General features: G+C 70.4%; 3 protein-coding genes. All 3 read left to right on the top strand.

All coding sequences use genetic code 11. The annotated features are described in order from the left end of the window. Positions 1-297 precede the first annotated feature (297 nt). Positions 298-2805: a CRISPR-associated helicase Cas3' gene (gene cas3, locus CA237_RS19055; RefSeq protein ID WP_164523931.1), complete on the top strand. Its 2508-nt coding sequence runs from the start codon at positions 298-300 to the stop codon at positions 2803-2805. Positions 2806-2897: 92 nt separating this feature from the next. Then, a complete protein-coding gene (locus tag CA237_RS19050) occupies positions 2898-4397 on the top strand; it encodes a permease (protein ID WP_066689727.1) in 1500 nt (499 codons plus the stop codon). Beyond that, positions 4394-5107 (top strand): serine hydrolase (locus CA237_RS19045; RefSeq protein ID WP_164523930.1); only part of this gene is annotated, 714 nt, incomplete at its 3' end. The genes CA237_RS19050 and CA237_RS19045, both read left to right, overlap by 4 nt.

Here is a 5107-nt window from a genome sequence, read left to right as displayed (position 1 = left end):
GTGCCAATGGCGGTTGGGTCCGGTTTCGCGGTGATGGGCGTCGTTGGGATATTCTTCCCGAACAGGTGGAGGATGATCCGTTGGTCAAAAGCCCATCCGTCACCCCGGACTTGATCCGGGGTCCCGCTTGCCTGCGCGGGCGTGGCAGAAGAAGCGGGACCCCGGATCAAGTCCGGGGTGACGAGGGGGGGCGGGTCGTCGCTGAATGTCGGCCGGTCACTTCCGGAACATCCGTTTCGGATCAATTGCCTTGCCGCGAACGCCGGTAGCGTCGACCATGCCGGGATGGAGATGCCGATGATGCCCGACCTGCAACGCCCCTGGGCCAAGCTGTTGCGGAACGAGGAGAAGGTCGTGGTGGCCGCGCTGCCGCTGGTCGATCATTGCCTCGACGTCGGGGCGGTGGCGGAGATCGTCTTGCAGGCGTGGCGCGGTCCGCTGGAGGCGGCGGCGGGGCGGGCGCTCGGCGAGCAGGATATCTCGCGATTGGCGGTGCTGGCGGCGCTGCACGATCTGGGCAAGGCCAATCGCGGGTTTCAGGCGCGGATCGATCCGGCGGCGGAGTTGATCGGTCATACCGGCCAGGTCGCCGCACTGCTGAACCATTCGAAGCTCAAGCGGACGCCGGCGGCGGTCGCGTTGCAGGCGATGATCGACGACTGGGATGCCGAACAGCATTTCGCGGCGGTGATGGCGCATCATGGCAAGCCGCTGGGCGAGTTTCACGAAGCGGCGACGTCGCTCGATTGGGGCAGGCATAACCGGCATTGGATGCCCGAGGGGGACGGCGATCCTGCTGCCGCCGTCGTGCCGCTGATCGAGGCGGTTCGCGAACGCTGGCCGCGGGCGTGGGAGGCCGGGCCGCCACTCCCGTTGGCGCCGCGCTTCGTGGCGTTGTTTGCCGGGCTGGTGACGCTGGCGGACTGGCTGGGATCGGACAGCAAGCGCTTTCCGGTGGCGGGGCCGCATGGTGCAGAGCGGGTCGCCCTGCGGGCGGAGGCGGCGCTGGCGGCGGCGGAGGCGCGGGGGCTGCTGGCGCTCGACACGCCGGCGGGCGATTTCGTCGCGGCATTCGGCAATGCGCCCTACGACTTTCAGACGGCGGCGGGCGATTGGGGGCCGGTCGCGCTGATCGAGGCGGAGACGGGGTCGGGCAAGACCGAGGCGGCGCTGTGGCGCTGGCTGGAGCTGCGGCGCGCGGGACAGGTCGACGGGCTGTTCTTCGCGCTGCCGACCCGGTCGGCGGCGGTGCAGTTGCAGCGGCGGGTCGATGCGATGCTGACCTCGGTATGGGGGGCGGATGGTCCCCGCGCGGTGCTGGCGGTGCCGGGGTATCTGAAGGCGGGCGATGCGAGCGGGCAGGCGTTGCCGGGCTATGCGGTGCGCTGGGACGATGGCGCCACGGGCGAGGAGCGGTGGGCGGCGGAGCGGGCCAATCGTTTTCTGGCGGCGCGGGTGGCGGTGGGGACGATCGATCAGGCGTTGCTGGGGGTCCTGCCGGTCAAGCATGCGCTGTTCCGGTCCAGCGTGCTGGCGCGCAGCCTTTTGGTGGTCGACGAGGTCCATGCGTCGGATGCCTATATGACCGGGCTGCTCGAACGGCTGCTCGACCAGCATGGCGCGGCGGGCGGGAAGGCGTTGCTGCTGTCGGCGACGCTGGGATCGGGCGCGCGGGCGCGGCTGTTGCGGCAGACGCCACTGTCGCCCGAAGCGGCGGAGGCAGTGCCCTATCCGGCGTTGTCGGGGCGCGGCGTGGCACCGCGGGCGGCGCGCGGGGCGACCGGACGCGACAAGCAGGTCAGGGTCGAGGTCGCGCCGATCATGGAGGATGCGTCGGCGATCGCGATGCGGGCGGTGGAGGCGGCGCGCGACGGGGCGGCGGTGCTGGTGGTGCGCAACAGCGTGGCCGGGGCGGTCGCGGTGGCGCAGGCGGTGGCGGAGCTGGCGCCCGAACTGGCCTTTGCGGTGGAGGGGGTGGCGACGGTCCATCATGGGCGCTTTGCGGCGACGGACCGCGAAAGGCTGGACACGGCGGTGACCGCGGCGTTCGGCAAGGGGCGCGGGCGTGGCGGGCGGGTGCTGGTGGGCACGCAGACGCTGGAACAGTCGCTCGACATCGATGCCGATCTGCTGCTGACCGATCTCGCGCCGGTCGACGTGCTGCTGCAAAGGATCGGGCGGTTGCATCGGCATGCTCGGGCGGAGCGGGGGGCGTTTGCGGAGGCGCGGGCGATCGTGCTGCGGCCGGCGGAGCGGGATTTGACGCCGTTGCTGAAGGGGCGGGCGCTGCACGGGCTGGGCGGGGCGAGGCGGGTGGCGCCCTATCCCGACCTGTTGCCGGTCGAGGCGACGCTGGCGCTGCTGGAGGACCGGCCGGACATCGCCATTCCGCGCGACAATCGGCTGCTGGTCGAACGGGCGCTGCATCCCGAACTGCTCGACGCACTGGCGGAGCGGCTGGGGGTGGCGTGGCAGAACCACCGCAACGAGCGCAACGGCGGCGCGGCGGTCGATGCCCAGGCGGCGGGGCAGGTGGCGCTGGACTTCCGGCGGCGCTTTACCGAATGGCTGCCGTTCGACGGGGGCGAGGCGGTGGCGACGCGGCTGGGTGCGCGCGACCTGCTGGTCGATCTGGCGCAGCCGTTGGCCGGGGCGTTCGGGGGGACTGTCGACCGGATCGCCATTCCGGCGTGGATGGCGCCGGGCGTCGGGGATGCGGCGGTCGAGGCGAGAGATGCGCATGGGTTCTCGATCGGGTCGTATCGCTTCGCCTATGACCAGTGGGGCCTGCGCAAGGCCGATTGAAATATGCGTGCGGGTATAACCGGCGGTCATGGGCCGGTTGACGTGGGAAGCGGATCGTTTGAGGTTCGCGCTTTGCCGTGTCCGGAGTAGCCATGACCGCATCCGCCGCCGCTGCGGTCCCGCCCGCCGACGCCGTCGTCCATCCAGGGCGCAGCGCGATGCTGCTCTACGGGCTGCTGGGCTTTTCGGCCGGGCTGCCCTTCTACATGTTCTCGACGGTGCTGGCGCTGCGGTTGCAGGCGCATGGCGTGGCGCTGACGGTGCTGGGTTTCTTCGCGTGGGTGCAACTGCTGCCGACGCTGAAGTTCGTGTGGGCGCCGCTGCTCGACCGGTACGATGTGCCGGGGTTCAGCCGCTTCTGGGGCAAGAGGCGCGGGTGGATCATGCTGGCGCAGCTGGGCATCGTCACCGCGATGGGGGCGATGGCGTGGACGGCGGATGACGCCAGCCTGCCCGTCACCGCGCTGTTCGCGGTGCTGCTCGCCTTCTGGACCACGACGCTGGAGGTCGCGGCCGATGCGTGGCGTATCGAGCTGTTCCCGACGCAGGACCAGCAGGGGCCGATCGTCGCCGCGAACCTGTGGGGATACCGCACGGCCATGGTCGCGGCAGGCAGCGGGGCGTTGTTGCTGGCGGACAATGGCGGGTGGACACTCGCCTATCTGCTGATCGCGGTCGCGGCGTTCCTGCCGTTTCCGATCCTTGCCGCGATGCGGCCCGAGGACGGGCGGGGCGGGGGGCGGATGGTGGCGCTGACCACCGGAATTTTGGGCGGGGCGGTGATCCTCGTCGCCGCTTGTGCCGTGACCGCTGCGGTCGGCTATGTCCTGCTGTCGGCGGCCGAGGGGATCGGGATCGATGCGAAGAGCAACGTCACGCCCTGGGTGCTGGGGCTGTGCATGGTGCCGTTCGTCGCGATGGCGGCGGGGTTGCCATGGATCCGCAAGGCTCCGCCGACCGCGCCGATCCGCACCTCGACCGCGATCGGGCCCTATGTCGATTTCTTCTGGCGGTTTCAGTATGCCGCGATCCTGCTGATGGTCTTCGTCTCGCTGTACCGGATGGGCGACGTGCTGGCGCTGAACCTGTCCAAGCCGATGATCAAGGATTTGGGCTATACGCTCAGCCAGATCGGGCGGGCGGATGGCGTGGTGGCGCTGGCGGCGAGCATGGTCGGCGTGGGTTTGGGCGGATGGATGGTCACGCGGCGGCCGATGCTGTGGGCGCTGGCGGTGGGGGCGGTCGTGGCGGCGATCGGCAATTTCGGGTTCGTGTGGCTGGCGCATCAGCCGGTCAGCGAGGCGATGCTGTATGTCGCCACCGCGCTCGACCAGTTCGGCAACGGCTTTGCGGGGGCGGTGTTCGTCGTCTATCTCTCGCTGCTGGTGAATCCGCGCCATCCGGGGGCGCAATATGCGTTCCTGACCGGCTTTGCTTTCCTGTTGCCGCGGATGCTGGCGGGGGCGGGGGGATCGATGGTCGGGGTGATCGGCTATGACGGGTTCTTCCTGCTGTCGGGGGCGGTGAGCCTGGCCGCGATCCCGTTGCTGCCGGCGCTGGCGAAAATCCGGGCGCGGGAGGATGATGCGTGATCGATCGGGCCTTTGCCGAAGCGGCGCGCTATGTCGCCGAGGGGCGGATACCGGGGGCGACGCTGGGGATCGTGACCGCCGAGGGCGCGCGGGAGGTGCGGGTCGCTGGCCTTGCCCGCCGGGTGCCGGACGAGGTGCCGCTGACCCGCGCGCATTGGTTCGATCTGGCGTCGGTCAGCAAGGTCATCGCGACCACGCGGTTCGTGCTGCAACTGGCCGACGAAGGGCGGATCGATCTCGACCGGCCGCTGACCGATGCGATCCCCGACCTGCGGCAATATGACGTGGGCGGCGCGGCGGAGCGGCGGCTGACGTTTCGCGACTGTCTGGTCCACCGGACGTTCCTGCCCGCGGTCGAGCCGATCTATACCTATGGCGACGATCCGGCGCGGCTGCGGGCGTTCGTGTTGCAGCGCGAGTGGAAGCACGGGCCGGCGGTCTATTCGGACATCAACTTCATTTTGCTGGGGATTGCGGTCGAGCGTATCACCGGCGCGGGGCTGGACGCGCTGCCGCTGGGGCCGGGACTGAGCTGGGGGCCGCCGCCGGGGCCGGCGGTCGCGACCGAGCATTGTTCGTGGCGCGGGCGGGTGCTGGTGGGCGAGGTGCATGACGAGAATTGCTCGGCGATGGGCGGCCGGACCGGGCATGCCGGGCTGTTCGGGACGGTCGACGGGGTGCTGGATTTCGCAGCTGGGCTGCTCGACGGG

Source organism: Sphingomonas sp. ABOLH, assembly GCF_003951715.1.
GTDB lineage: Bacteria > Pseudomonadota > Alphaproteobacteria > Sphingomonadales > Sphingomonadaceae > Sphingomonas > Sphingomonas hankookensis_A.
This window is presented reverse-complemented; position numbering and strand designations above follow the sequence as displayed.